Source organism: Corynebacterium antarcticum (assembly GCF_016595285.2).
Classification (GTDB): domain Bacteria; phylum Actinomycetota; class Actinomycetes; order Mycobacteriales; family Mycobacteriaceae; genus Corynebacterium; species Corynebacterium antarcticum.
The window spans coordinates 288,957-315,102 of record NZ_JAENIP020000003.1; the positions used below are offsets into that span (position 1 = coordinate 288,957).

At 64.9% G+C, this 26,146-nt stretch carries 19 protein-coding genes; 10 read left to right on the plus strand and 9 right to left on the minus strand.

Going from position 1 to position 26,146, the window contains the following annotated elements; genetic code table 11:
• Window positions 1-71: 71 nt before the first annotated feature.
• The 5 genes from JIM95_RS08660 to JIM95_RS08680 are packed head-to-tail and all read right to left on the minus strand — an operon-like array spanning window position 72 to window position 7,426.
• Window positions 72-848: a DUF6339 family protein gene (locus JIM95_RS08660; RefSeq protein ID WP_200260099.1), complete on the minus strand. Its 777-nt coding sequence runs from the start codon at window positions 846-848 to the stop codon at window positions 72-74.
• Window positions 845-1,753: a phospholipase D-like domain-containing protein gene (locus JIM95_RS08665; protein WP_200260102.1), complete on the minus strand. Its 909-nt coding sequence runs from the start codon at window positions 1,751-1,753 to the stop codon at window positions 845-847. The genes JIM95_RS08660 and JIM95_RS08665 overlap by 4 nt, the downstream gene beginning before the upstream one ends.
• Window positions 1,750-3,699 carry a hypothetical protein gene (locus JIM95_RS08670; protein WP_200260105.1) on the minus strand — a complete coding sequence of 650 codons (1,950 nt, stop codon included), beginning with the start codon at window positions 3,697-3,699 and terminating at the stop codon, window positions 1,750-1,752. The genes JIM95_RS08665 and JIM95_RS08670 overlap by 4 nt, the downstream gene beginning before the upstream one ends.
• Window positions 3,696-4,700, minus strand: coding sequence for a PD-(D/E)XK motif protein (locus tag JIM95_RS08675; protein WP_200260108.1), 1,005 nt, complete (start codon window positions 4,698-4,700; stop codon window positions 3,696-3,698). Before JIM95_RS08675 ends, JIM95_RS08670 begins: the two co-directional genes overlap by 4 nt.
• Window positions 4,697-7,426, minus strand: a complete 2,730-nt coding sequence (locus JIM95_RS08680) for a Z1 domain-containing protein (RefSeq protein ID WP_200260111.1) — start codon at window positions 7,424-7,426, stop codon at window positions 4,697-4,699. The genes JIM95_RS08675 and JIM95_RS08680 overlap by 4 nt, the downstream gene beginning before the upstream one ends.
• 682 nt (window positions 7,427-8,108) lie before the next feature.
• Between JIM95_RS08680 and JIM95_RS08685 the strand changes: the two genes are divergently transcribed.
• The 4 genes from JIM95_RS08685 to JIM95_RS08700 all read left to right on the plus strand — a co-directional run bounded on the left by JIM95_RS08685 (window position 8,109) and on the right by JIM95_RS08700 (window position 12,136).
• Window positions 8,109-10,319: a DEAD/DEAH box helicase gene (locus JIM95_RS08685; RefSeq protein ID WP_248232462.1), complete on the plus strand. Its 2,211-nt coding sequence runs from the start codon at window positions 8,109-8,111 to the stop codon at window positions 10,317-10,319.
• Window positions 10,320-10,668: 349 nt separating this feature from the next.
• The gene (locus tag JIM95_RS08690; RefSeq protein WP_200258739.1) at window positions 10,669-11,157 is read left to right on the plus strand and encodes an HtaA domain-containing protein; all 489 of its coding nucleotides are present in this window, start codon (window positions 10,669-10,671) and stop codon (window positions 11,155-11,157) included.
• A 214-nt stretch (window positions 11,158-11,371) separates the two neighbouring features.
• A complete protein-coding gene (locus tag JIM95_RS08695) occupies window positions 11,372-11,815 on the plus strand; it encodes a hypothetical protein (protein ID WP_200258740.1) in 444 nt (147 codons plus the stop codon).
• Window positions 11,816-11,887: 72 nt separating this feature from the next.
• On the plus strand, window positions 11,888-12,136 hold the full coding sequence (locus JIM95_RS08700; RefSeq protein WP_200258750.1) for a hypothetical protein: 249 nt from the start codon (window positions 11,888-11,890) through the stop codon (window positions 12,134-12,136).
• A gap of 392 nt (window positions 12,137-12,528) precedes the next feature.
• Here the strand turns inward: JIM95_RS08700 and JIM95_RS08705 are convergent, their stop codons facing one another.
• The 4 genes from JIM95_RS08705 to putP form a co-directional block, all read right to left on the minus strand.
• Window positions 12,529-12,726, minus strand: a complete 198-nt coding sequence (locus tag JIM95_RS08705; RefSeq protein WP_200258752.1) for a hypothetical protein — start codon at window positions 12,724-12,726, stop codon at window positions 12,529-12,531.
• A 719-nt stretch (window positions 12,727-13,445) separates the two neighbouring features.
• A complete protein-coding gene (locus JIM95_RS08710) occupies window positions 13,446-13,946 on the minus strand; it encodes a DUF2269 domain-containing protein (RefSeq protein WP_200258754.1) in 501 nt (166 codons plus the stop codon).
• 91 nt (window positions 13,947-14,037) lie between these two features.
• On the minus strand, window positions 14,038-14,739 hold the full coding sequence (locus JIM95_RS08715; protein ID WP_200258756.1) for an HNH endonuclease family protein: 702 nt from the start codon (window positions 14,737-14,739) through the stop codon (window positions 14,038-14,040).
• Window positions 14,740-14,851: 112 nt separating this feature from the next.
• Entirely contained in the window at window positions 14,852-16,429 is a 1,578-nt protein-coding gene (gene putP / locus JIM95_RS08720; protein WP_200258758.1) for a sodium/proline symporter PutP, read from the minus strand.
• A gap of 422 nt (window positions 16,430-16,851) precedes the next feature.
• Between putP and JIM95_RS08725 the strand changes: the two genes are divergently transcribed.
• The 6 genes from JIM95_RS08725 to JIM95_RS08750 all read left to right on the plus strand — a co-directional run bounded on the left by JIM95_RS08725 (window position 16,852) and on the right by JIM95_RS08750 (window position 26,017).
• Window positions 16,852-20,193, plus strand: a complete 3,342-nt coding sequence (locus tag JIM95_RS08725) for a DEAD/DEAH box helicase (RefSeq protein WP_200258761.1) — start codon at window positions 16,852-16,854, stop codon at window positions 20,191-20,193.
• Window positions 20,190-21,032: an SWIM zinc finger family protein gene (locus JIM95_RS08730; RefSeq protein ID WP_200258764.1), complete on the plus strand. Its 843-nt coding sequence runs from the start codon at window positions 20,190-20,192 to the stop codon at window positions 21,030-21,032. Before JIM95_RS08725 ends, JIM95_RS08730 begins: the two co-directional genes overlap by 4 nt.
• The gene (locus JIM95_RS08735) at window positions 21,029-22,204 is read left to right on the plus strand and encodes a metallophosphoesterase family protein (RefSeq protein ID WP_200258766.1); all 1,176 of its coding nucleotides are present in this window, start codon (window positions 21,029-21,031) and stop codon (window positions 22,202-22,204) included. The genes JIM95_RS08730 and JIM95_RS08735 overlap by 4 nt, the downstream gene beginning before the upstream one ends.
• 1 nt (window position 22,205) lies before the next feature.
• Complete coding sequence (locus tag JIM95_RS08740; RefSeq protein WP_200258770.1) at window positions 22,206-24,839, plus strand: AAA family ATPase; 2,634 nt, start codon at window positions 22,206-22,208, stop codon at window positions 24,837-24,839.
• Window positions 24,840-25,051: 212 nt separating this feature from the next.
• Entirely contained in the window at window positions 25,052-25,585 is a 534-nt protein-coding gene (locus tag JIM95_RS08745; protein WP_200258774.1) for a MarR family winged helix-turn-helix transcriptional regulator, read from the plus strand.
• Window positions 25,586-25,774: 189 nt separating this feature from the next.
• Entirely contained in the window at window positions 25,775-26,017 is a 243-nt protein-coding gene (locus JIM95_RS08750) for a PspC domain-containing protein (protein ID WP_200258777.1), read from the plus strand.
• Window positions 26,018-26,146 lie beyond the last annotated feature (129 nt).

Genomic DNA, 26,146 nt, shown 5'->3' on the forward strand with positions numbered 1-26,146 from the left:
CCGTGCCGAAGGAGCGACGGAGACTGTGTGCTGCAACGTGTGAACCTCTCGAGGTGTGATGTGTCCGGTCTCTATTCTTCTTCCGGTACCGGGCCAGGGACCTTTCCGGCACAGGCTTCACTCGATTTCCGGAAGACATCGAGGATGAGCACATCGAGTTCATCCTCGGTCAGTGCCTCGAGACACAGAATCGGAACGAGCTGTCGGACGCGCAGTGCACCCGCACGCATGAGGACAGTGCGTGCGGTGTCCGGGTACCGTTCAACCGAGTCGAGGAAACCCCGGACCATGGCACGGGCGACCGCCGGTTGACCACTCAGACGTGCCCGTTCCATCACACTCACCGCCTCGTCCTCGTATATCTTCGAGTTCAGGGCATTGCCGAGCGTGGCCTCGCGCCACCAGAGTTTTCGGAACACGTTCCGTTTTCCTCCGAGCCACCGGTTGTAGCTGAGGGAGTTCCCTGAATTCCCGTACCGCCATTTCGCGATGTCAGGTAGGACCACGAGGGTCAGGAAATTCCACACCTCCTCTTGTGCGGCTTCTGTCTCGATCAGGTCGAGTTTTCCGTAGAGGAGCGCGGACATGTCCCTGTCAAAGAGAGATTTCTTGTTGGACCTCGTTGATCTCTCCGGGTAACCGTGGCGTTTGGCGATCTCGAGGGCCCTGATCCTCAGTTCCGCCAGCTCGGACTCACTGCAGGTGTTGATTGCCGTCGGATAGTCGTACTGCTGGGGGTGGCTGGTGGATGCGGTTCTCGCCAAGGTCGCCAACTCGACACGGTTCATACGTTCGATGAGACGGACTGATGCGGCGTAACCCAACCGTGGATAGTTCTTAGTCGTCATTTTTTCCGGCCCTGGTGGAGTACGCGGTCCTGCGCGACCGCGGCGATACGTCCGATGTCCTCACGGAGTTGTTCAGGTCTCTCTGAAGGAAAGAAGGAATTGAGGAGTTGATGCAGTGTCTCCCGGAAACTCTCGGGGTCGGGATCCTCGTGAGCGGTTCCGGAGTCCAACCGTTGTGCGGCATGGATGAGGAGATGTGTGAGAACCTCGCACTCCATGATCACCCGGAGCTGTTTGGATTCGGTGCATTCAGGGTCCTCCAGCATACGGAGGATCCGTTTGTTCGCTGTGTTCAGGAATATCCGGGCTCCCGCCTGGCTCGGAACATCGAGATCCTCATGCAGATCGATGAACCACAGGGCGCCGGCTGATTCGAATCCGGCTTTCCTGAAATCGACCGCGGCAGTCGGGAACTGGGCTCCAACTCCTTCGAGAGGGAGCAACCGTTTGGTTCCCTCCCAGAGGATTGATCCCGGGCGCACCGGAGAGATCGACTGCGGTAGGGGATGGGGATTCTCCTCGAGCACGACGACAGGGGTAACCGCGAAGTGCCCACCGAGGAGATTTCCGGGAACCTCGAGGAAGAGAGAGTTCTCCCCGTTCCTGACGATCTGGCGGGCGCTGGCTCCTCTCTGTCCGGTCCGGCTGGATTCCCACCGGAGAACAGCGGAGACCCTGACCCCCCTTTTCTCGGCATCGGCAAGGGATTCGGCTAGCCGGGAGCCGGTGAGCAATTCCGCCATATCGATGTTCAGACTGACACGACAGGAGACGGGAATTTCATAGTCCCAACCCGGAGGGGAATCAGGATCCGCAACATGCTTGCCATCGACACTGAAGTCCCAACCGGAGATCAGGACGCAGTCCTCATCCGGACGAAGGTAGCCGTAGCTGACGACTCTCATCGCTGTGCGGCCTCCGTTTCCCCGTCGGTTTGGACGATGTCGACGTACAGGGTGATCGCGCAGTCAGCTGGCTGAATCACTGATGCCCGAATTCGGCTGGCGGGTTCGGTGAGCATGAGTGAAGAGTCTGTGAATGATGCGCTGGACTGTGGATTGCCGGAGATCACTTCCCACCTCTCGAAGACCGGGAAATCGACTCCGGCGTCTTCGACATCCTCGAACCTGACGTCGGACCCGTCAGTGCGTATCACGGGTGTCGCTTTCAGCTGGACCGGATAGACGTCATCATCGGCGTCGATTCCGATGTCGAAGATCGCGGTGATCTGACCTCCCTCGGTCCGTCTGAGGTCGACCAGTCTCACATCGGTGCCGGGAAGCCCGGCGCGGGATTTCCGCCTTCCTCCTCCACCGGAGGCCCGCCTGGGTGTTCTGACGCGGGTGTCCACACCGCCCACGGAATTGGCCAGGTAGTCGCCGAGTCCTCTCGCGATATCGGTTGCCGCGGCGAAATGACGGTCGTCTCCTCGTCCGATGTTCTTCCTCACCGATCGCTTCAACAGCAAGCGCATGTGCTCGAAGAATATCTTCACGGGGTTGTTTCTACTGTCGGAACCCCAGAACTCCTCGAGAATACCCTTCTCATTCTGGATTGACTCGTGGTTCCATTCGTGGTGTGCAGCAGGTTCACTGCGGGCGAACACCCTGTCTGCCGAGTCGTCCGCGAGAAACACTCCGCAATATGGCTCGCCGGTGATATCCGCAGGTCCCTTCCAGTACTCGACTATCATCCGTGGATTTCGGATCAGCGCGATCTCGGACTCGATGGTCTTACCGACCACGGTGTCTCTCTCGTCGACAGGGGCGACGAGAGTCTTGACCGAAAGCCGACCGAGTTCTTTCTTCCTCGGTCTGCCGGTGAATACCCTCGTCGTTCTGTAGACCAGCGATTCCCTCCACTCCTCCGACTCTGAGGGCTGCATGGACAGCGCCCGCTCGTAGGTCTGGACGAATGACCTGAGTGCCGGATCATCCTGGGGTTCGGGAATACCGATTCTCGAACCCCGCAGATTCACGTGGAATTCGATGGGATCGAGGTCAGGTTCGGTGGTGACCATGTGCGGCCACGCCCACCGAGTCAGTGAACGTGCGATGTTCCTGAGGCTGGTTTCCGTGTCGGCCAGATCGGGTGCGATGACGGAGATGGCTGTCCCCGTCGGACGTTCCTCCGAGAAGTACCTGTCCATACCCATGGCTGTCGCGCACCGGTCAGCCAGCTCGCCAGTGAACGGTTCGGCGTACGTCACGGAGCCTGTCTCGGTGGTCGCCTCGGCTTCAACACCCCACCAGTGACGGCCTGTGTGATTCACCGATCCGTCCTGGTACCCGTCGGTCAGGGCCATGGTGATGAAGCGGTGCACCGCTTGATCATTTTCGTCGACCGTACGCGTGTAGACCATCACTGTGTCGACCCTGCTGGCGATGAAGAACACCGCTTTCCCGAAGCCGTAGGTTCCACCGGCCAGCTCCTTCTGTTCGCTGCGGCCGATGTTGCGGACGAAAGAGGTGAACTCAGTGTGTCCCGTGGTCGCGGAGGTGGCGTTGCTCGGACCCCGTAGCCCTACGGTACCGGTGTCGCTGACAGTCAGGAGGGGGACTGTCCCTTGTTCGATCTGTGATTCCAATGCCGGGACACCGATGAAGTCGTCACCGAGAATCACCGAACGGAGAATCTCGAGTTCCGCGCCCTCGATGACGTCGTAGTCCACTGCGAAGGTGACACCGTCCTCGGCGGAAACTCGGTCTCTCGCATCCCAGCTGTTCTGCAGGGACTCGCGGGTGAACATCTCCCAGATGTTCATCGACTGTCCGGTCATGGTCCGCTTCGCGGAGCTTGCGTGAAAACCACCGGACGGATCGAAGATCTGGTTGTGGTGGAAGGTTCTCATCGTGCTCCTGTCGGGTTCAGGTAGAGGTTACCGGCGCGGTAACCCGTGATCGAACCGGGGTCGGAGAGATCGACCGTGTATGAAACCTGCTGTATCCTTCCCGTCGTTCCGATCCCCGTCAAACGTGGGAATCCATCGGAGACGACGAACTCCACCGCCTCGCCTGGGGAGTACCTCCTGAACAGCTTTTCGCCGGATTCATCGCGGTCCGCCATGGCGACTCCGAGGCTGGATAGTGAGGAAAGGAACCTGCGCGTGTCGACACCCGGAATGGCACAGATCGAGTCACGCAGTGACGGAACGGACATTGTGCCGTCAGGGTCCGGAACATATCGTCGCACGGCCAGATCGAGGCGTTTGCCCGGGGACTCCGTCAACTGCTCGGCACCGTGTATGACTACCGGCAGACCGTTGGACGCCGTCGTCGCCTTGCATTCGACGGAGATACCGTCGAGTTCGAAATCGTGCCTGGATTTCTCCGGTCCCGTCCATCGGCGGAGAACGGCTGGGCCGTCCCGGTGGATCAGGCTTCGTAGGACCTCGAGCTCACAGAGGATCCCGATCTCCTCCTGGACCGGGATCTGCCCCGTCGGAATCGAGAGGAGGAGCATGTTCCTCCAGTCCTGAATTGCTCTGAGGATGATCGTCTCCGATGGCCCGTCGGCGTCCTTCAGATCACGCAGGAGCGCATCCGTGAACTGCATGTACGTATCTTCGAACCGCGGTAGCTCGAGTCGCACACGAATGTGCGGGGTTCCTTCGACCCTCACTGCAGTAACCTTGATCGCCTGTCCGCGGGTGTCGGGCCGGAAACTGCGGTAGGCGGTCTCCGTCACCGGAACCAGGACGGACAGTTGGCCGCCGTGTCCGTGTGACAGTCTGACTTCTCCCTCCGCGATCCTCAGGAGTGCTCCGGACAGGTTCTCCTTCCCGAACCCGGGTGCGGGAGTCCTCAGGGAGATGAAGGCGGTACGGGAGAAGTCGCGGAAATCCGGATTCACAGTTCGTCCTCTGACTGTCTCTCGGTCTCCGCCCGGAGTTCTTCCTCCTGCGTCTGGTAGGCGGCGAGCACCTCATCCTCGGGTGCGACCGTGCAGACGTAGTCGACCGCTGAATTGGTTCGTGAGGACTCGGGGAAGAAGACGCACACACCGATCAGATCGTCCACGGCCCGGAGTGGCTCGCGGACCATGTTCCCTTTCTCGGACGACCTCTGTGGAACCGAGTTCCTGTCGATCGCGTAGATCGCCAGGTGACCTGTTCCCATCCCGGCGTGGTCGTCGTGGATCTCGAGCAGCCTGCGTTCCCGACTCGTACCTTTTTCCCTGGAGCTCTTGATCAGAGTCTCCCGAACCTCGCTGTCGGCGGTGGCGTCGTTGATCCGGTCGAAGGGGGAGGTGAGTGACTTGATGTTCGCGTATTCGGGATTCCCGTCCCGCATCCGGGCACGTGAGATCATCTGGAGTTCACCAGGTAGCCCCAGATCGATGGTCCCGGTCTCGCCTGTCTTCCCGCGTCCGAAGAACGAGACATTCCAGCTCGTGATGGAACCTTCGGCTGCCTCCTCCAGGATGTAGTCGATGAGTTTTCCGTTGGCGTCCTTGCCCAGGGTCGACTTCTCGTGGAAGCGGTATGACCGGAGGAACGCGATGATGTCGTCGGTGTCGACACTTCGGTACACGTATGATCCGTTGGACAGCGGGCCGTCTCCCAGAAGTACCGGTCCGCCGTCACTGATCGAGGAGACCAGATTCCTGGCCGCTTCAATGTTGTTGCTCAGCCATTCGTGGTCACGATGCTTGAAGAGGATCGACTGGGGTTTACTTCCGCTGTAGCTGACTTTCGCCTTCCGCATGTTCTGGGCTTTCGCACGACTCGTCACCTCGAGTGACGGGTGGACACGGATCCGGGCCTGAAACTCCAGAGGCGTGATGCCTTCCTCTACGTAGCGCTGCATCTCCATACGCAGATCAGCTTCGACCAGCGCCAGATCGCGGAACCAACCGGCGAGCTCGGAAGTGAGCCACACCCGGGGGAGATCCTGATAGCCGTTGCGGAACCCGAACCAGCGCCCCATCTGGAGGAGCGTGTCATAGGCGCTGGCGTTGCGGAGAAAGTAACTGGAGAGAAGACCTTCGAGAGTGAGCCCACGGGCCAGGGTGTTTCCGCCGATGGCGATGACCGTTTCCGGTCTGTCGTCGCCGTACTCGAGTCTCCTGTCCGACCTGCTGTTGTCGATCACGACCTTCGTGTCGCCCAGCACCTCCGGAATCAGCGGTGCGATATCCGCGAAACTCACGGTGGAAAGATCCGGATAATCCGATGACGGGACTCTCGCGCATTCCTGTTCCCACTGGCTTCTCCAGTCGTCTACCGGAGAGTGTCCGGCGAGCTCCGCACGGAGACCACGGATCTCGTCTTCCACCAGAGCTGCGGTGATCTCGTGTTCCTCGGTCCGCATCGCGGTGTGTATCAGCATGGACGAGTGCTTGTGCGCCTGTCCTCTGAACCGCCGGGCTGCGCTGGCCATGATGAACCACCGGATCGCGTCGGTGAGTGATTCCGGGACTTCGGGCGACCACGGCCCCGCATCCCTGTCCTTCTGACGGGTCGGGGGTTTGAGTGACTTGGCTTCCTCGTCCGGAATGATCCGGATCATGTCCTTGCCGTCGTTCTCCTCGTAGTTCTCGTGGCTCAGCGCCTCTCGGCCGAAGAGATCCTCTGCGCCGAAGTAACCCTTCGGCTTATTCAGGACCGTGATGAAGTCCCGGGGGTAGATGTCTTCTACATCGTTCGGATTGACGAGGATGTTCGCGAACGGGGTTGCGGTGTAGGCGATGTACGCGACCTTCTTGTTCTCGAGCAGGGACCGGATCTGTCCGTTGATCGTGGAGATCTCGGCCTTCTGCTGCTTCGACACATTGATGCTCGCCTGATCCGATTCGTCATCGATGACGAGGATCGGGCACTGTGCCGTATGCACACCGCCGCTCCGTAGGAAGCGGTTGAGGCGTTTGAGCACGTGCCCGTTCTTCTTGACGACCGCGATGTACCGTCCGTCTGGTTGACTGAGATCGAAGGCGGCGTTCTGGTACTCGTCATCCTTTGATGCACCGAAGTCGCAGTTGGGGTGGGTCATCCGCCGCCACTTGTCGCCGTTGGGGGCAAGGAGCTTCTCCTCGAAGCGCTGCTGGGTCTGTTCCCTGAGCGCATCCGTCATACCGGACAGGACGATGATGAACCGGTATCCCGCGTCGGCGGCTTTGGCGATGACGGAGAGGAAGTTCGTCGTCTTTCCGCTCTGTACGTAACCGACCACGAGGCCTCTGGAATCCACCTTCTCGCCCCTCGGGCAGTCGATGGAGTTGATGATCGCGGTCGAGGATCTGTCCACCTCCTCCAGTGCCTCGTCACCGATGTCCTGTCGGATCAGTTCCCTGACGGGGGCCCAGTAGGTGTCGCCGCACGCCTCGGGCGAATACCAGATGCCCTCGGAAGTGATTCGTCTGTCCCTGAAAGAGGTGTCCCGGATGTACGGCTCTGCCGAGAACGAGTTCTTGATCCGGTAGTTGATCAGAGCCTGCGATCTGTGGGATTCATCGATCAGACTGAAAGGAGGTTGCCGCAGCTTGTTCTCGATCCACTCCAGAGACCGCCCAAGTGCCTTCCAGTCCCTGATCATCTCCTCGATTTCGGCGAGTGTGCCCTGATCAAGATCGCTTTTCATCGAATCTCCTGTGTGTGGATCTGAGCGGGTGTCGGTTTACCCCGGCACCCGATCACCAACCTGAACTTGTCTTCCCCAGCTACTCTACGGATGTTCAGCGAGGCGATTGTGCAGAGGTCGGGTAACCCCGGGGTTTCGTCCGTGAATGTCTACGCCGAACGGTTTCCCTGATGCTCGGGCGGTGACTCTCTCCCTGCCGAACGTGTCGGAGGGGGCTTGTCCCGTCCCGGCTGTCCGCGCATCCATCCGGCCGGTGGAATCCGGTCGAAGGTACGGAGTTGCCGGAGGATTCGCCAAAGACGCGCCAAGTGCGTACCGTGGTGGGGTACTGCTTTTCACCAGCCGGCATTCCCGGTGCTGGTACACCTGATCCGGGCGCAGGCCAGTAGGGCATCGCCGGATCATCGGGATGCTGGTTGTGTCGTGTCCGCGGGATCCGTCGTCAGTCGCCAGGAGCTGACTGTGGCGGATTCTCCCGCGTAGACACCATCTCCCATCGACGAGTCAGACGCCCCGACAGGGGCTGTCTGTTAGATGCGGACCGGCAAGGCTCAGGTGTGGCGAGCAGGACACGGCAGCCCGGGACGTCAGTCCCGGGTACCGCCGGTCGGTGCGGCCCCAAGGCATGTGCCGATACCAAAACAAGAAAAATGTGTGCCGCGCGAACAGCGTGCGGAATGACATGAGCAGCGCGAAACATGAAGTCGCGCAGAAGAATGAGGATGGCGCAGTGAACGCCCAGAACGAAAACAATGTGAATACCACCGGTGATGCGGATGAGATCATCACCCTGGATGACGTGGTCAACGCAGGTGCCGAGAACGGCACCCCCGAGCAGAACACCGAGACCCCCGACAGTGGGACCGCCACAGTGACGGTCGCCAGCGATGAGGACATCACCTCCGCTACCGGGGTCCCCGCCGAGGAATCCGCCCCCGAACAGGCCTCCGCCGAAGAAACCCCGGAAGCCACCGAGCCCGCTGCCGGGAAGCAGGACACCACCCCGGAGAAGGCCCCCGAGCCGAAGGTCGAGGAGAAGGAGGAGAACGGGTTCGACGGACTCGGACTCCCTGACCGCACCCTCGAGGCCGTCCGCAAGATCGGCTACGAATCCCCCTCGCCGATCCAGACCCAGACGATCCCGCTCCTCATGGAGGGAAGGGACGTCGTCGGGCTCGCCCAGACCGGTACCGGCAAGACCGCCGCATTCGCACTGCCGATCCTCTCCCGCATCGACCCGTCGGTGAAGGCGCCGCAGGCACTCGTGCTCGCACCGACCCGTGAGCTCGCGCTCCAGGTCGCCGACGCGTTCCAGGGGTTCGCCGATCACATCGGTAACCGCATTAGCATCCTGCCGATCTACGGTGGTCAGGCCTACGGCGTTCAGCTCAGCGGTCTTCGCCGTGGTGCACAGATCGTCGTCGGTACCCCCGGCCGCGTCATCGACCACCTGCAGAAGGGGTCGCTGGACATCTCCGGTCTGCGCTACCTCGTGCTCGATGAGGCCGACGAGATGCTGAACATGGGCTTCCAGGAGGACGTCGAGCGGATTCTCGCCGACACCCCCGCCGAGAAGCAGGTGGCCCTGTTCTCCGCGACGATGCCCAACGGTATCCGCCGCATCTCGAAGCAGTACCTCAATGACCCGGCGGAGATCACCGTCAAGTCGAAGACCCGCACCAACACGAACATCACGCAGCGCTACCTGTCCGTCGCGCACCGCAACAAGATCGATGCGCTGACCCGTATCCTCGAGGTCACCGAGATCGAGGCCATGATCGTGTTCGTGCGCACCAAGCACGAGACCGAGGAAGTCGCCGAGAAGTTGCGCGCCCGGGGTTTCTCCGCCGCCGCCATCAACGGTGACATCGCCCAGGCCCAGCGCGAGCGCACCGTCGACCAGCTCAAGGACGGCCGTCTCGACATCCTCGTCGCCACCGACGTCGCCGCCCGTGGCCTCGATGTCGACCGCATCAGCCACGTGCTCAACTTCGACATCCCCCACGACACCGAGAGCTACGTCCACCGCATCGGCCGTACCGGCCGCGCGGGCCGTTCCGGTGAGGCGATCCTGTTCGTCACCCCCCGTGAGCGCCGCATGCTGAAGTCCATCGAGCGGGCGACCAACGCCCCGCTCAACGAGATGGACCTGCCCAGCGTCGAGGAGGTCAACGAGTCCCGCAAGGCGAAGTTCGCGGACTCGATCACCACCGCGCTCGAGGACAAGCAGGTCAATCTCTTCCGTCACCTGGTCAAGGCCTACTCCGAGGAGCACGACGTGCCGCTCGAGGACGTCGCCGCGGCGCTGGCCACGCAGGCTCAGGCGGGCAACGACTTCCTGCTCAAGGAACAGCCCAAGCGTGAGCGTGAGCGCTTCGACCGCGATCGTGATCGGGGAGACCGGGGTGACCGTGGTGGTCGTTTCGACCGCGGTGACCGCCCGGACCGTGGGGAGCGTGGCGGAAACGCCCGCTTCGACCGGAGCGACAAGAATCTCTCCGTCTACCGCGTCGCGGTGGGCAAGCGGCAGCACGTGCGCCCGGGCGCCATCGTCGGTGCTCTAGCCAATGAAGGGGGACTCACGTCCCAGGACGTCGGTCGGATCACCATCAACGTCGACCACACCCTCGTCGAGCTGCCCAAGGACCTGCCCCGCGAGGTCTGGGACAAGCTCTCAGACACCCGCATCTCCGGCCAGCTCATCCACCTCGAGCACACCCCTGATGCCCCGATCGGACGCCATTCCGGTGGTGGTTTCCGCGGTGGCGACCGTGAGGATCGTGGTGGCCGTGGTGGTTTCCGCGGTGGCGACCGTGAGGATCGTGGTGGCCGTGGTGGTTTCCGCGGTGGCGACCGTGAGGATCGTGGTGGCCGTGGCGGTTTCCGCCACTAGATTCGGTCCACAGGCTCACCCGTCTATTTCGGGGGCCTGAACCTCAACCCCCTGAGCAGAGTCCGGTTCAACCGGGATCGCTCAGGGGGTTTCGTGTATGTGCGGTATCGCCGGTTGGGATGGAACAAGGGGAGCCTGAACTAAAATATACTGGTTTTATTGTGTGTAAAAGCTGGGACAACAATGAGGGAAGTATGGACTCCGTTCCCCACGCCTTTGCCCCGCAACGTCCCCGCACCGTCACAGAACCAGGACACGCACAGACGATGAACTCAGCCTCCAGAGCTTTACCGAGAACTGCGGTCGCCGCCTCGCGGCCCTCGCCATCGCCTGCCCACTGACGTCGGCCATGGGTGCGGGTGTCGCCGTGGCGGACGTCAATTCATCCATCGGTCTCGACCCCGCCCCAGGGAAGGAGCAGTCCCACCCGGACGACCATCTCGCACTCGCGTGGGGCATCCGCTCCCATGTCGACGGACACCGGCTGCAGCATGTTCTCGATGGAGCCCGTTTCCACAACGGATCGGTACAGTGGACCTGCATATCGACGTCGACGCCGGCCGACGGGCGGATCCAGGTGCAGTACGGCGGAACAGTCGATTTCATGAAGTACCGCCGGCAGGACGGAACCGGCTACGTGCGGGGTCAGTGCGACCTCGACCTGACGTTCGCGGACCCCCACATCGTATTCGACCCGGTTTCGGGGGCGGGGGAGCTGCACATCAACCGGCACACCAAGCAGTACAACGGTGGCTGGTCCGGACCGGATGAAGTGCTGCTCGGTGACCTCAACGTGGGTGCCGGACGTTTCAACAGTGAGGACGGGACGGTGACCTGACCATGTCACCGCAACCCTGACGGAGCAGCGGAGCACCGCGTTCTCGAACTTCTACACCCCGGGAGGTAACCTGGCCCCCTGAACTTCAGCTACCCCGGCTCATTCACCGGGGGAGTTGAAGGGCCCGCATATCGTGCCACCGCGGTGTCATCACGGATACCCCCTGGGAAAACGTGGTGAGCGTGTTCGACACGGGTCCGGAGCCGCGGTCGTCGTGGCGAATCACGACGGTACCGGTCACGTCGAGGGGTGCTCCGCGGATCTCGAGACGCGTCTCTTCAGCGGCGAGATCGACAGTCGTCTCAGCACCGATGCCGCATGGGACGGGCAGACGGACAGTCTCTACTGCGCTGGTTCCGGCGGTCTCTCGGTGCACAGGGTCTCCGTGGCTCCCGGAGGACTGTCCGATGACACCGTCGTCGCCACGGTTCCCTCCACCTCCACCATCACGGCGCAGGGAGAGACACAGGAAGCCGCGAACAAGATCACCGGCGTCGCTTTCTCCGGCGATGCCGGCACCCTCGGGGTGTTGTACAAGACCGGCCGCCGGTACAGTGGATTCATTTCGGTCGACCGTGCGGGAGAACTGAAGAACTGGACTCTTCCCCGGGCCTCCGACGTCCCGGGTAAGGAACTGAACAACGACTACACCGTGTAGCTGCACGGTGACGAGTACAACTCGGGGTACCGTACCGGTCTCAGGGCCCTCCCGGACGGAACGTTCATCCATGTGAGGGACGGCAACTTCCTGTACGACGACGGAAGTCTCAGTGGTGGAGTGCCTGTGCACCTGGATCCCTCCGACAACACCGTGACCCCGATCCTGGACATGGTCGACCTCCAGAACGAGATCCACCGCGTTCATCTCGGATCCAACGGCATCAGGTGTGTCGCTGTGTGCGGCGACCTCATCGCCATCCGGAACAACCTCTCCTGGACCGAGGCCCGGAGCCGCGGAGCGATCAGACACGACCCCTGATCGCGTTCTACCGGTACAACGGGGCCGATCACACCTTCGCCCGTGTTGGGGCGGGAGTCGTCGGAGACAAATTCGATGAGTATGCCGGAGTCGGATTCCTCGGGAATGGCAACGCTGTTGTCGCCTCGGGGACGCTCCGGGGAGATCGCGATCGTCGATCCCTCCCCAGACGGACTTGACGGCATCAGTGATCAGATCGGTTACAGCCAGCACGTGAAAGACACCCGTTTCCCGTACAACTAAGGAATCAGGGAGTTCTCCGACGGATCGCTCTACATCGTCGACCGCCCGCGGGACTAATCCGGAAAGAACTTCTTCGTCGGTCTCGTCCGGTTGTCACCGTCCTCATCCACCAGTCAACTGGACCCCGAGATAGATCCGGTCCACATGGACTACGTGGCTCCTGTGCAGGAAGAACCGACGGGAACCCCGGAGCCGACCGAGACGACGTCATCTACTGCGACGCAGACCCCGGAGCCGACCGAGGGTGAAACCCCCAGTTCGTCGAAAGAGCCGGACCTGCTCCCGTTCAGCTTCTTCGGTACCGGTGCTCTGACGGCACCGATCGCGGTGGTCTTCCACTTCATCATGCATCCGCTGCTGATGGTGCGGCATCTGTCGCACCAGGTCTCTCGGAGAGAAGTCCGGCTGACGGTTCCCGGAAACCCGGGTTCCGGCAGCCGGACCCACCATGTTCCGCCGGTCAGATCAGGGTGGATCATGCGGGGAAAGGTGGGATGTGCGTGGTGTCGGCGGCAACTCCGGTTCAGCGGTCGCCGCTGGAACGGCCCTCCTCCCGATCCCTCCACCGCCACCTGATCGGGTGACGCGGCCGCCACCGACTGGTCCGGCTCCGCGGTTCTCCCCGCGCCGTTGACTGCATCGGGGGAGGATCCCGTGACATGCAGCTCGGCGTCAGCGGTCGAGACCGGCGGAGGAGACGTGCCTAACGGAGATAGCGTCCCTGGTCCGCCCTCACGTGAGGTCCCCTCCGCCGTCCGAAGGATGCAGCGTCGCAGAGCGCCCCACGAGTTGATTTCCCGGAGTATCCCGGGGCACGGCCGGGGAAACCATCGAGATCAGTGCCCCGTCCCACGGGCGCCGTCGGGGCTTCCTGGCCCGCCGCTTCCTTGATCCTCCCGTTCGCGGACGTTCGGCCGGGTCATCCAGCAGGCCGACTCCGCCCCGGCTGATCGCACCGGTCGTACCCCGGGCAGAGTCAGCCGTGAGACACACTTAAAGGACCCGCCCCGATCCGGTGTCGAAGCCGGTCGGACGGGTCCTTTAGGTGTGTGTGGTGCTGTGGCACTCAGATCATCATCAGGATGGCGACGATGAACCACAGGAGGGAGAAGAGACCGCCGAACATGGAGAGCTTCTTCGTGGTTGCGGTCCAGTCGACGGCTGTTGCGGTGGTCTCCGCGGTTGTCCCGACGTTCAGTGCTGCGGCGGGATCATCATCGTCGGTGGCAACCCCGAGATCGGCCATCAGCGCCTTCTGCCGGGGGATGATCAGGAAGAACAGGATTCCCCAGGCGATCACGGACAGGAGGATCGATGCATGGAAGCGACCGTCCTTCAGGAACGTCGTATCGGTGAAGAACAACCCGAGTCCGAGCAGGGGAACGAGCAGTGACAGGAAACCGTAGGTTTTCGTGATGCGGTGGAGCGTCGCCGCGGAACCGACCGCGTGCCTGTCACCGTCATGTGCGGCGCGGGCGCGGCCCTGGAACATGGAGACGGCGATGGTCACCGGACCCAGGAAAACGATTGCTGCCAGCACATGCAGAATGCTGATGAGATTGTCCACGTCGGGGATCGGCCTCTCGAAGATCGGGGAAAGAAGGTCAACGACCACCATAACCCGGCGACCGGCGCCCGGGACAAAGAGTGGGGCTGAATCAGCGGAACGCGTCAGCCAGCCCCGAGAGCAGACACTGCCGCCGCATCGCCGACGCGTCGTCGGCCGTGAGGGACAGCTGGTAGCCGCGTGCGACCACGGCCAGGCGGCGCACGTACCAGCAGCGGGCCCAACGATCGGCGGGGACCCAGTCGGCCGGGAGGGAATCCGACTTCTCCCGGTTCTGCCGTGCGGTGACGACGACGAGATTCTCCGGATCATTCGCGAACCGGATCCGTGTGTTCCGGTCCCATCCGGAGGCACCCATGTCCCACGCCGCGGAGAGCGGGTAGATGTGGTCGACCTCCATGCGCTGGCCGGGCCCCGGGTTATCGGTGGTCATCGTCTGCCCGGAGTAGGGATCACGGGCGGCTGCCGCGTGGACGGTGCAGTCTTCGTCGATGGTCGCCTCCGGGAGCTGGGTCGCCAGCATCACCTCGTGCGTCGAGCAGATCAGGGAGCCGATGTGTGCTCCGCCCCATCCCTCCCCGAACCGGTTGCGGTGGTATCCGGGGATGTCGGGCCGCTGCTCGACGAGAGTGATGGATGACAGCGTTTCAGCCAACGGCGGTGGGGGAACCTGTCCCGGCGGAATACGGCCCGTCGTCGGCGCGAGGGTGTAGATCCCGAGCAACAGGGTCGACAGTGTGAGGAGTCCGACGGTCCACTTCGGGGGATGCGGGGCGGCTTGGGTGTGCGTCATGCAGACTCCGACCGTCCCGGGCGGATCCGGGTTCCTCCGGACAGCGGTGAACCCGCCCCACCCAGGGGCGGGACGGGCTTCCGGGCGTGCTTCAGAGGAGGACGGCGATCGGCTAGATCTCGCCCTTGGCGGCCTTGGCCTGGACCTCTTCCACGGCGAGCTCGGGGTTCTCGTCCGCGAGCTTCGAGAGGCGTGCGGCCTCATCGAACTCCTCGGTGACGTCCCTGGCCGGGGGAGCGGTCATCAGGGAGACGGCGATCATGACGATGGTCGCGAGGAAGAAGCCGGGAACCATCTCGTAGAGGAAATCGCCGAGAGGGGACTGTCCCCAGAAGAACGAGACCAGCGCACCGGTGGCCATGCCGGCGATGGCACCGGGCGTGTTGAGGCGGCGCCAGTAGAGTGACGCGAGCACGACGGGACCGAATGCGGAGCCGAAGCCGGCCCAGGCGAAGCCGACCAGTCCGAGGATCGAGGTGTCCGGGTTCCACGCCAGGATGGCGGCGATCGTGGCGACACCGACCACCGCGGTCCGGGAGTAGTACACCAGCTTCTGGTTGGTCATCGGGCGCTTGTGGAACAGGCGCAGCAGGTCCTCGATGAGAGCGGAGGACGTGACCAGGAGCTGAGAGGAGATGGTCGACATGATGGCGGCCAGCACCGCGGTCAGGACCAGTCCGGCGATCAGCGGGTGGAACAGGATGCGCGCCATGTCGAGGAAGATCGTCTCGTAGGACTCACGGTCGGTGATCGCGATGTTCGGGTCCTGACCGAAGAACGAGGTACCGATCAGCGCGACAGCCGCCGCGCCGATGACGCAGAGCAGCATCCAGCCGATGCCGATGCGACGGCCGGCCTTGGCTTCCTTGGGGGAGCTGAGTGCCATGAATCGGACGATGATGTGGGGCTGACCGAAGTAGCCGAATCCCCAGGCGAGGTTGCCGACGATGGCGGCGAAGGAGACACCGGAGATCATCGAGAAGTAGTGGGTGTTGACTTCTCCGTCGGTCCAGGGACCGTATTCCTTTGTGGTGGCCCAGGTGAAGATCGAACCGGGGTCGTTCATCACGAACAGTGCCATCACCGGGACGATGAGGAGAGCGGCGAACATGATCATGCCCTGCACGGCGTCGGTGTAGCAGACGGCGAGGAAGCCGCCGATGACGGTGTAGATGACGGTGACGATGGCCACGACGAGGAGACCGGTGTTGTAGTCGCCGTCGAAGGTCGCCTGGAAGTACTTGCCGCCGGCGACCATGCCCGCGGAGACGTAGAAGGTGAAGAACACAAGAATGATGACGGAGCAGATGATGCGCAGCGTGTGGGAGGTGTCCCGCAGGCGGTTCTCGACGAAGGACGGGATCGTGATCGAGTTGTTCGCGACCTCCGTGTAACTGCGTAGGCGTGGCGCGACCCAGAACCAGTTGGCCCAGCAACCTATCAGGAGCCCGATCGCGATCCACAGCTCCGAGAATCCGGTGACGAACAGGGCTCCCGGGAGGCCCATGAGCAGCCACCCCGACATGTCCGAGGCACCGGCGGACAGCGCGGCGACGAACGGGTTGAGGCCACGGCCGGCCAGGACGTAATCGTCGTATTCGTCGGTCTGCCCGAAGCCCCAGAAGCCGATGGCGAGCATGACGAGCATGTATATGACAATGGCTATGACGAACCAGGTTTGTTCGGCCATTTGTCCTCCTAGTTTGCTTGATGGCGGTGTGTGCGTTGGCTACCGTCTCGTGCAGTGAGGTCTCTCGGGGGCGCACCAGTGCCGCTCGTCGGTCACCCCGGTCGTGAGACAAGCCTTAAAGACGGTTTCACACCAGCTTAGAGCTGGCAACCTGTACAGGTATGTCCCGCAAAAGCGGGGGGCGTGAACCCGGGGGGATCGTTCCGGAGGCGCGGTGAAAACCGGTGGTGAGGCTGTTTTTCAGGGGTGGGTCCTCCGGACCGCTGGATGTGTCGCCCGCCGATCCCTGGGAACAGCCCGGTTTGGGGGTGGTCGGGAATCGGTGCTTCCCTGACCGGCGGGAGCACCTGCTGTAGCCGGATGCGAACATCTGTTCAACCGGGATGGGTGAGCCGTCCGGTGGCGGTGGTAGAAAAGACAGCATGACTCCGACGCCCACCCACCTCGTTCACGGGCTGTGGTGTCGTGACACGGGATTCCACCTGTGGATCGAACAGGTGGAGGGACACCGGGTCGTCGGCCCGGAATCGGTCCCCGTCGGTACACTGCCCGCGGTACTCGAGGTCGCACTCGCGGGCCGGTCGTTCCGGCACCGGATCCCGGTGATCCTCCAGACCCCGAAACAACGGCGGGTGAGCCTCACCGTCCCCACGGCCGCATTCACGCCGGCTCAGGCCGTGGAACTGTTGGCGCAACTGGCTCCGCTCGACCATCCGGGTCCGGCGGTGCCGCAGCGGCAGCGCGCGGCCGTCGCCCCGGATCTGCTCTGGCTGATCCGCCTGTACCTGGGCCTGGAGCGGTTCGTCCGCGCGGGGCGGGTGTCCCTGCGGTGCCGCTGGCAGGACGGCCGGTGGTGGCCCGAGTGGCAGCTCGTGATGGGGGCGGATGAGGCGATGTGGCTGACCGCGATGGCGGCGGCGGCGCCGAGGGTCCTGACCGTCAATTCCTCCGCCGCGATCGCGGAGGAGATGGCCGGTGTCCTCCCGCACTGGATAGCTCTCGCGTATCTCGCCGATGTCGACCCGGCGACCCCTGACCGGGAACCGCATCCGTTCGTCCGTGCCCTCCTCGCCGGCGAGGCGTTCGACAGGGGCAACGCGCGCCTGGTCGCCGGTCTGACGGAGTGGCGTGGCTCCCTGGACAGTGAACGGCTGGAGCTGGTCTTCGTCGTGGAGGAACCCGGGTCCGTGGACCCGGGCGACGGGGGATCGCCTCCGCCCGCCCCCGGTTCACACCGCGTCACGGAGCTGTCTCGGGCCCCGGCCGCCAGGCGCACCGTCACCGCTCTCCGCGGGCTCGCCGACACCACGGTCCGGCCACCCACCGGAGATGAGCCCGCCGGGGATCTCTGGCGGATACGGGTCTCCATCCGCAGGGACGGCGGAACACCGGAACCGTTCCGGAGGGGCATATGGCCCGTCGAGATCTGGCAGAAGCTGAGTGACCGGCATCAGCGGGCGGTCCGGATCAGCGGACTCCTCGATGATTCCCGGTACGGGGTCGCGCTCCGGGGCGTCGTCGGAGGAGACGACGGGGACTGGGATGTCGCACTGACGGGAGGGCAGATCCTCACCTTCATCGAGAAGGACGTTGAGGCGTTGCGGAAGGAGGGGTTCCTCGTCATGCTGCCCGCCTCGTGGTCCCGCCAGGAGGTCGGATTGAAGGTCTCCACCTCCTCTCCCCAGGATCCCGGGGTGGCGGGAAGCACCCACCGACGGTTCGGGCTCGACCAGATCGTCGAGTACGACTGGCGTCTCAGTCTCGGCGACACGGTCCTCGAACCACAGGAGATGGCCGACCTGGTCAACTCCCGCGACGGACTGGTCAAGCTCCACGGCAACTGGGTGGTGGCCGACCGGAAGAGCGTCGCGAGGGTGGCGAAGTACGTCAGTCAACTGGTCCGGGCCGGTGAGAGTCACCTGCGGGAGGAGGTCGAGCGCTGCCGTCGGGCACTGGGCGCGGCGAAGATGACGGGGACCGGGAACATCGAGGAGCTCGAGAAGGCGTTGGCCGACGCCGAGCGGGCGTACGCCGAGGAAACCGGTACCTCGGGTTTCGTCTCCGCGGCGGAACTCCGCAAGCTGGCTCTGGAGAACTCCGCCGAGGACGACACACCCGTGGAGTTCACCGCGACCGGATGGCACGCACGCTTCATGGGGGACACCTCCGACACCACAGCCGGAGATGAGGGGCCCGTCGTCCCGGAACAGCCCGCACCCGTCCGGGTCCAGGTACCCGGGACGGTGCACGCGGAACTCCGCCCGTACCAGCGTCGTGGGGTGGACTGGCTCCACTGGATGTCACGGGCCGGGCTCGGGGCGGTCCTCGCCGACGACATGGGGCTGGGGAAGACACTCCAGCTGCTCGCGCTCACCGCCGTGGAGAAGGAGGCTGCCGGGGGGAACGGGGAATTCGGCCCGACCCTCATCGTCGCCCCGAATGCGGTGCTCGCGAACTGGGCCGCGGAAGCCCGGCGCTTCGTCCCGTCCCTGAAGGTCATCATCCATCACGGTGGATCCCGGCTGAAGGGGGATGCGCTCGGCGCTGCGGTGGAGGGAGCCGACATCGTCATCACCAGCTACGGCACCGTGGTCCGCGACCGGGCGGACCTCAGCACAATCCACTGGTGGCGGGTCGTCCTCGATGAGGCCCAGCACATCAAGAACTCCGCGACGGCGGTCGCCAGGGCCGTCCGTTCCATCCCCTCCCGGCACCGCGTCGCACTGACCGGAACACCGGTGGAGAACCGGCTGTCCGAACTGCGCTCGATCATGGACTACTGCAACCCCGGCGTGCTCGGCAGCGCGAACTTCTTCCGTAACCACTACGCGAACGCCATCGAGAAGTACGGCGACGAGGAGATGTCCGAGCGGCTCCGTACGTTCACCGCCCCGTTCATCCTCCGCCGGGTCAAAACTGATCCCGCGGTCATCGATGACCTCCCGGAGAAGAACGAGACCATCCTCCGCGTGCCGATGACACCCGAGCAGGCCGCGCTCTACCAGAGCTACGTCAACGACGTGAAGGAGAAGCTGGCCGGTACCGAAGCCACCGCACGCCGGGGTCTCGTCCTCGCGGCGATCACCAGGACCAAGCAGATCTGCAACCACCCCGCCCACTATCTGGGGGACGGCTCGCCGGTCTCACTCCGGGGGAGACACAGATCCGGCAAGGTCGCGGCACTCATGGATCTGCTCGACGAGACGACCGCGGCGGCGGAGCGAACCATCGTATTCACCCAGTACCGGGCCTTCGGAACCATCCTCGCCCCCTACCTCTCGTCCCGTCTCGACCGGGAGATCCCGTTCCTCCACGGAGGGCTGTCGCGGACCAGACGGGACCGGATGGTCGCCGATTTCCAGGCTCCCGACGGTCCACCGGTGATGATCGTCTCGCTCAAGGCCGGTGGTACGGGGCTCAACCTCACCGCCGCCAACGTCGTGGTGCACATGGACCGCTGGTGGAATCCCGCCGTGGAGAACCAGGCGACCGACCGTGCCTACCGGATCGGGCAGCTGAAGGACGTCCGCGTCTACATGATGGTCACCGAGGGCACGATCGAGGAGTCGATCCAGGAGGTCCTCGAGGGGAAACGCCGTCTCGCAGGCACCGTCATCAGCGGGGGAGAGGGATGGATCACGGAACTGTCGGACGAGGAACTGGCGGAGCTGTTCAGCTACCGGGACCGGGTCGGGGCTAGAGGTTCCCGGGCCGCCGATCCGCCGACCGGTCCGGTCACGCTGAAGGAGGAGACGGAGCGATGAGTCCAAGGGACAAGCCCCGCAGGGGGCACGTGACGGGGGCCGACAACGTCATCTACGCCAACTTCGGACGCACCACCCGGGTCACGGAGACTCCCCGCCCCGGAGACGCGCGGAAGAAGACCGCCTCCGTGAGTCCCGTCGCGCGGAGACTCGGTGAGGGGGTCGCCGAGCTGGCCGAGGAGGGGCGACGGAAGCGCGGCCGCGCCTACGCCGACAACGGGAACGTGCTCTCGGTCGTGGTCGACCGGGACCGTATCACCGGCACGGTCGCCGGAAGCCAGAACGATCCGTTCACCGTCACCGTGGGACTCGCGTACAGGAGCGCCGAGGACCTGCAGGAGGCGATCAGGGTGCTGGCCGTGGATCCCCGCGGCATAGACGCCGTGCGCCGCGGCAGCATCCCCGACGGAGTTCTCGACGTGCTGCTCTGTGCGGATGCCGGGGAATTACGCTTTCACTGCACCTGCCCGGACCCGACCCCGGTGTGCAAGCATTCCGTCGCGGTCGCCCGCGTCGCGTCGGAGAAGTTCGATGCCGGCCCGCACCTCCTCTACGCACTGCGCGGCGTCGACCCGGTGTCCGTGCAGCGGAGCATGAGCGGGGCGGTGGCCGAGCGCGGGGAAACAGCGGCGGTGAGTTCGGAGGAGTTCTGGGGTGGCGGGCAGCTGCCCCCGCTCCCGGATCCGGCGGTGGCCCCGCTCATCGACGACACCGACCCCGAGAAGCTCGCCGATGCGCTGTTCGCGGCCTCGTACACCAGAATCGAGGCACGGGCCGGGGTCGCCGACATCACCGAGCTCTACCATCACCTCACCCGCGGAACCCGGAGCAGCACATGACGACGATCACCTTCCTCCACACCTCCGACTGGCAGCTCGGGATGGAACGCTGGTTCCTTCCCCCCGAAGCGCAGGCGCGTTTCGATCAGGCACGCATCGACGCCATCAGGACCCTGGACGCCCTGGCGGTCAGCCACGGATGCTCGTTCATGCTCGTCGCCGGAGACGTCTTCGAGCACAACAGCCTCGCGGAACACACCACCGGGCGTGCACTCGAGGCTCTGGCGTCGCTGCGGACACCGGTGTGGCTCCTGCCCGGCAACCACGATCCGTTGACCGCGACGAACCCGTTCTACGGGGCGTGCACGATCCCCGGTGTGAATCTCCTGGCCGACGACACACCGGTCGAGGTCGCGCCCGGGGTCGAACTGGTCGGCGCGCCGCTCACCGCCCGATACGCGAGCGAGGATCTCGCCGCACGGGCACTCGACGACCTGGACCCCACACCCGGGATACGCATCCTGGCCGCGCACGGGCAGGTGCTGCACCGGGGAGGGGAGCCGGCTCCGGGGCTGCTGGACCTCGGGACCCTGGAGGACGCGGTGTCCCGGCGGGTGGTCGATTACGTCGCCCTCGGGGACACCCACTCGGCCCAACCGGTCGGAGGGACGGGGAGAATCTGGTTTTCCGGCGCCCCGGAGGTCACCGACTACCACGATCTCGATTCCGGTGGGGGCGGGGAGGACAACTCGGGGACCGCGCTCGTGGTCACCGTGACCGTCGATGACGACGAACCGGAATCACCGGCGGGCGTCACGGTCGAGCAGGTGGATACCGGTACCTGGACCTTCGAGGCGATCGGAGCGGAGATCAACTCCGACGAGGATGTGACGGCGTTCCTCGCCCGGCTCGACTCCTACCCGGAGAAGGCCCGGACCGTGGTCAAGTACGCGTTGCGGGGTTCCGTCGACCTGACCACGTGGCAGCGGCTCGAAACCGGGCTCTCGCGCCTGCAACCCCGGTTCGCCTCTCTCCGGGAGCGCCCCCGCCTGATGGACCTCACGGTGGTGCCGGGGGACGCGGAACTCCGGGAGCTCCAGCTGTCCGGCTACGCCGCCGGTGCATGGAATGAACTGCTCGACGCCGCTCTCGGAACCGACACCAGGCCAGCCGACCCGGTCGCCAGAGACGCACTCCGACTGTTCCACCGATTCGCCGAGAAGGGGAACTGACATGCGTATCCACTCGATCATCCTCGACAATGTCCGCGGGATCGGTCACCTGGAGCTCGGCGATCTCCCCGAGACCGGACTCATCGTCATCAGCGGTGACAACGAGCAGGGGAAGTCGACCATTCTCGAGTCCGTGCGAACGGTGCTCACCGTCCCGCACTCCAGCAACCGCAGGGAGATCCGGTCCCTGCAGCCCGTCGGGGAGGACGTCGCCCCCCGCATCGAACTCACCGCGACGGTCGGACCCTATTCGTTCACGGTCACCAAAACCTACCTCCGTCAGAAGTCCGCCGTGCTCACCGTGCGGAAACCCCGGCCGGAGAATCTGACCGGACGGGAGGCCGAGGACCGATTGAGCGCGATCCTCGACGAGCACCTCGACACCGCCCTCATGGACGTGCTCTTCGTCAGGCAGGGCGAACTGGATGCCGCAGTCTCCACAGCCGGTGTTCCGTCGCTCGCCAGGGCGCTCGGTGGCTCCGGTGAACCGGGTGCCGGATCCGATACAGCGACGGGGGAGGGGGAACAGCTCCTGCGCCGGGTGGAGCAGGAGTACGAGCGCTACTACACCACCGCCCGTGGGACGGAGACGGGGGAACTCAAGGCCGCACGTAACGCCGCGGACGCCGCCGCCGAGGAGCTCGAGGAGGCCACCGGGGACGTCGACAGGCTGGCCCGCTACGTGGAGGAGGTCCGGCGCCATTCGGAGGAGGCGGCGGCGGCCAGGGGGCGTCGTCCCGACGCCGTGAAGGAACGCGCGGAACTCCGTGAAGCCGTGGAGCGGGCAGAACGGGCGGGAACCCGGGTGAAGGCGGCGGAGAACTCCCTCACCGCGGCCTCGGCGACCCTCGAGGCGTCGCTGGCCAACCTGCGTCGCCGGAAGGAACTCAGGTCGCAGGTGTCCACCATGAAGGAGGAGCTCGCCGCCCTCACCGGTGCGCGCACCGAACTCGCGGAGGCCGCAGCACGGGAGCAGGACCGGATCGACGGGCTGCGGGCGGAACTCCGGAGCGCAGAGGAGGAACTCGAGGAAGCCACGGCGGTGGTGGGCGCCGGTGAGCGCCGGCACCGGGAGGCGCGCGCCGCTCTACGCCGGACGGAACTGGAGGGCGTCCTCCGGGAACTGGAGGTCTTCGACGGGCGCATGTCGGAGCTTCGGGCGCAGTTGGCGGAGATCGTGGTCACCGAAGAGGAGGTCACCGCCGCGGAGAACGCGGAGCTCGAGCTCAGGCTCGCCCGCGGTAGGAGGGACTCGGCGTCCGCCGAACTCTGCCTCACCGCGGAGCAGCCGACCCCTGTCACCGTTGACGGCGACACCGTCACCCTCGACGGTGACGGGCGCTCCTACGATGTGACCGAGACGATGACGTTCACGGCATCGGGGGTGACAGCGGTCATCACTCCGGGCGCCGGAATCGAGGGCGCCAACGCGGACGTCAGCGCGGCGGAACAAGCACTCGCTGAGATCCTCCGGGCCCTGGAGTGTCCGGATGTCGACACGGCCAGGAAGCGACTCGCGACGCACCAGGCCCGGCAACGGGAGCTGGAGACCCTCCGCAGGGAGCGGCAGGCCACTCTCGCGGGGAGGGATGAGCACGAGATGAGACACGAGTTGGCCGCACTCGGCGATCCCGGGGACCGGACCGGGGCAGAGCAGCCCGATCCCGGGGAAGCGGAGGACCGGCTCGAGGCGGCGAAGGCCTCCAGGCTGGAGGTGGAGAACCGCGTCACACTGCTCAGGACCCGGTTGTCCGCTCAATCGGAACGACGGGCGAAGGGGGCCCTGGCCGTCCACGACGCGAGGATCGAGTCCTCCCGCGCCGGGCTCACCCGGGCGGAGGAGGCCCTCGGTGGAGCGACCCCGGGCACAACGGAACCGACTGAAGAGGAGCTGGAGGAGCTCATCGCGAAACAGACGGAGGCGCGGGATGCGGCCGCCGGTGAGCTCGCGGTCGCGGAGTCGGATCTGCAGGCGGTGAATCCCGGACTCGTCGAGAAACTGCTCCGGGGTGCGGAAGCGCAGGTGCAGTCGATCGATGAGACGATCCGGCAGGCGGAACGCGCGGTCGCGGAGAACCGGGGGCGGATCGAGCAGGCCACGGGCGCGGAAGAGCGCCTGGAGAAGGCGACGTCCGCTGAGCGCCGGGCCCGCGAGACCCTGTCCTCGACCCTCCGTCGTGCGGAGGCCGCCGGGAGACTGCGGGAGGTGCTTCTCCGGCACCGGGCCGAGGCGCGCCGCCGGTACGCGGAGCCGTTCGCCCGACGACTCACGACGATGGCGGCGACCGTGTTCGGCCCCGACGTGAGCTTCGGGTTGACGGAGGATCTCGCGGTCGCGGACCGTACCCTCGGACAGTCGACCGTCGACGTCGACTCTCTGTCGGGAGGTGCACGGGAACAGATCGGGATTCTCGTCCGACTGTCCATCGCCGAACTCGTCGGACAGGATGACGGGGTTCCCGTCTTCATCGACGATGCGCTGGGGAGCACGGACAGTGGGCGCCTCCGTCGCATGGCGGCGGTTCTCGCGGACGCCGGAAAGGAGGGGCAGGTGTTCGTCCTCACCTGCGTGCCGGCCCGGTACGACCACGTCCCGGGGCGCAGACACCTGACCATGTCGCAGCTGCGGGGATGACCGTCCTCCGGGCTCCGGCGGCACCGTACGGGGGTCGGGTTGTGTACCTTGATATTCTCGATGGGGTTGAATGGGGGTGGTAGGGTCGCTCCTCCCGGATCCGGCGCCGGGTGTGTACCAGCGGGTAACCCCGCTGGGTGGCCGTGCCGCAGTGGCCCGGCCGTTCCTTTCCGGGATTTCGAACCTGGCGTGACGCCCGATACAGTGATCGTATGAATAGGGATCCCCAATCGGCCCCACGCTGGCTCTCGCAGGAGGAGCAGGCGTTCTGGCGGCTGCTCCTCGCCACCGTGCGCAAGGTGAGCAGGTGCATCGAGGAGACACTGGTCACCGATCACGGTCTGTCGACGTCCGAGTTCGCGGTCCTCGTCAGTCTCTCCGAGAACCCCGGGCACCAGATGCGGCTCCGGGATCTCTGCGTCGACCTCGACTGGGACCGGTCACGGGCGTCCCACCAGATCACCCGGATGCAGCGGCGCGGCCTCGTGACCAAGACGCGGTGCCCGGGCGACGCTCGGGGAGTGCTCGTGGAGATCACCTCGGAGGGGACCGAACGGCTCGTCGCCGCGGTACCCGAGCACGTCGAATCGGTCCGGCGGCTCATCTTCGACGGCCTGGACCCCGCCGACATCCCCCACCTGACCCGGCTGCTCGAAACCGTGCTCGCGGTCGATGATGTTCCGGGTGCGAAGGGGTTCGACCCCGAGAAGCACGCTTTTCCCGCCGCCGACGACGCACCCGCGTAGTCGGGGCCTTTCGGACGCCCACCGGGAGCCTGACCATCCCCACGGGCCCACCGCGGAGATGTCCCCGGCGAAGATCGGGGGAAGATCGGGGAGATCCCTGATGCCGTTCACGCCGGGAGCCCGGAGAATTGGATGTGTAGGGGAGATGACCGACCAGCCCGTCCCCGGCAGGAGAGAAAGGCGTGACCCATGGAATACGAGAGCCCCGGCTATGACCGACACAACGAGACCGACGCTCCGCTCCTTCAGCGGAAACTGCGGCGCAGTGCGACCGACAAACTGGTTGCCGGAGTCCTCGGCGGAATAGGGGAGACCTACGGGATCAACAGCACCCTGCTGCGTATCCTGTTCGTGGCGTCGTTCCTGCTTCCCGGCCCCCAGATGCTGTTCTACTTCGTCATGTGGTTCATCATGCCCGGACCGGACGCCTGAATCCCGGCGCCGTCCGCATGCCGGGCCCACGGACGGTGATCGTTCGCCACCGGTGGGCCGGCTCCGGGTGTCCCACGGGGAATGCTCCCGATTCGGGGCGCCGATCTCCGGGCCCGGCTCCGGGCCGAC